General features: G+C 49.7%; 2 protein-coding genes. Both read right to left on the bottom strand.

Annotated elements, in window-relative coordinates; genetic code table 11:
• Positions 1-489: LytS/YhcK type 5TM receptor domain-containing protein (locus tag SHEWPOL2_RS21860; protein WP_037431718.1), on the bottom strand; the 489-nt coding region annotated here is incomplete at its 3' end.
• A gap of 109 nt (positions 490-598) precedes the next feature.
• Positions 599-2,188: a glycogen/starch synthase gene (locus SHEWPOL2_RS21855; RefSeq protein ID WP_037431717.1), complete on the bottom strand. Its 1,590-nt coding sequence runs from the start codon at positions 2,186-2,188 to the stop codon at positions 599-601.
• Positions 2,189-2,354: the final 166 nt, after the last annotated feature.

The raw sequence follows: 2,354 nt of genomic DNA, 5'->3' as shown, positions 1-2,354 counted from the left end.
TACGGGCAATGCAAGCTGGTTAGGCAGCAGAAAAAACCATGACAACATCACTAAATGCACTAAAAAAGCAAAACCAAAGACTTCTTTACCCGAAATATTGGCAAGATAGGACTTACGATAATGCCGCCATATCACACCGATAAGACCGGAACTGATAATTACGCCAACGCCAACCCACATGGCGACACCGCCAATACTGAGTCGGTACAGCGAAGTGATAACAACGGCAATCACCGTCGGTAAGCCACCAAAAAACAGGCCCGAAACACACAAGAGTACAGAGCGGGTATCGAAGATAATACCGGGTTCGTACATCCATGGGGTGCTCATAATCGCGACACCAATGCCACCGATAAATAAGCCAATCCCCAGCCGCCATAGTAAAAAATACTGCCGCTGATGCTTTTTAGGAATCGCATCGTACAAAAACACTAAGGCGAGCAGTAACGCTGCATTTTGTACTAAGGGTAAGAAAATGCTTTTATCCATGGATGTGGAAGCAACTCCAAAAATGAGGAAATGGTCTATCTTACGAAAACTCTCCCCCAAAAGTGTAGCAGAATTGCTTACAAATCATGATCTAATTACATGGGGTAATTCACAAAATGTTGTAAAGTTGTTTCTTGTAATCAAGGGCGATGCTATGCCAATCAAAGCGCCGCGCTTTCGCCTTGCGTTTTAATTGCGTCCAATCACGCGTATTAAATTTATCGAGTGCTTCAGCCAGCTTTGCCAGCATAGCCTCGCCCTGGCTTTTGATATCTTCGCCATAAAACACAAAACCATCGACATTGTCCTCGACCGTATCCCTTAATCCGCCCACGCCATGCACTAAACAAGGCTGACCGCTACGCATGGCGAGCATTTGGCTAATACCACAGGGCTCAAAAGAACTCGGCATGAGGAACAAATCACCCACTTGATAAAGACACTGGGAGAGCTCCTCATGGTATCCCTGCAGAAATACAAAATGGGCATACTTAGCCGCAAGGGTTTGAAAAAACAGCCCTATCTCTGGGTCGCCGCTGCCAAGCAGCACAAATAGCGCCTTGGGCTGCGTCAGCTGCAACTGTTGCAGTAATGTCTCTAATACCGATAAGCCAGATGGTAAAATATGGCGCAGGATCAATACTTTTTGATCGGTAAGCCGACCAACAGACGTCAACAGAAAGTTCGGGAACTCCCCCACAGAGGCTTGGCGCCACAGGGCTTGCAGCCGCGTAAAGGCAATCATATCGACGCCACTCACCTGACTGCGCCCGCCCTGCCACTGCACTAAAGCCGACTCAATGCAATTCAGTAGCGCCCTAAACTCAGTTAATCCCATACGTTCTAGGGAGGTTTGCGCTAAAGCCTCTGGGTATTCGCAACCGTTTAAAATGCCTAGCACTCGCCCCTGATCGGATTTGTGTTGTAAATCGGCCTCAAGCCCTTCTCCACCAAAAAAGCCCAACTCTGGACGAGAGGGAAGCAACACTTCCTTGGCGTAGGTGGGTGAGACTAAATGCACCTTGTCCGCCAGCCTAATCCCCATCCGCATCGGATTAATGCAATGGGGATATCGGGGGTCGATAATCTGGGCGCGTTGGCCCTCATCCAAATGGGCAAATAAGTGAGGAAACCAAGCCGCAAAGCTTGACGAATCATGGCTCAGCGGCCTAATGCCCTGCAGCGCAAGGTTATGAATCGAAAACACACATGCTATGCTTTTTAACGCTTGATACTCAGGCGCCAGCGCTCGCAGCATGGCTAAACATCCAGTGTGCCAGTCATGCAGATGTAAAAGCTCAGGCATAGGCACAAGCCCTGCCACTAAGGCCTTGGCTACGCTTGCACACAACAGCGCAAACTTAGTCGCATCATCGGCAAAGGGGCGATCACTTGTGCCTTGGCTATAAATCTGCCCGGGGCTCGATTGCCACAGCCCATGCTCGAGCAAGTAAATATTGGCGCCCTGCACCTTGGGGTGCGCCAGCCAATACAACTTAATCGGCTCCTGTCGCCCGGCAAAACTCACCTCAAACTCATGGATAAGTTTGGCGTCAAAGCCTGTTAAAAATCCGTAGCTGGGCATAATGACATCAGCTTGGATCTCAACCCCCGCCAGCGCTTGGGGCAAGTCACGGATCACATCCGCCATGCCGCCCACTTTCGCCCCTTTCAGCGCCCCATTTTCCGCCGCGACCATTAATATGCGTTTCACCTAACTTCATACTCCAACAGGGTTAATATTCAAGCTAATTAATGGGTTAGCCTTACTCGTAGCCCACCGGCAGCCCTAACATATCGCGGGTGACTAAGGTAATGCCTTTCTCGGACACCCTAAAGCCTTTTGCCCTGTCATGGTCGTGGTT

The organism is Shewanella sp. POL2, from assembly GCF_000282755.1.
In the GTDB taxonomy this organism is placed as follows: domain Bacteria; phylum Pseudomonadota; class Gammaproteobacteria; order Enterobacterales; family Shewanellaceae; genus Shewanella; species Shewanella xiamenensis.
The sequence above is the reverse complement of the archived record's forward strand: the minus strand, read 5'-3'. Positions and strand labels throughout refer to the sequence as shown.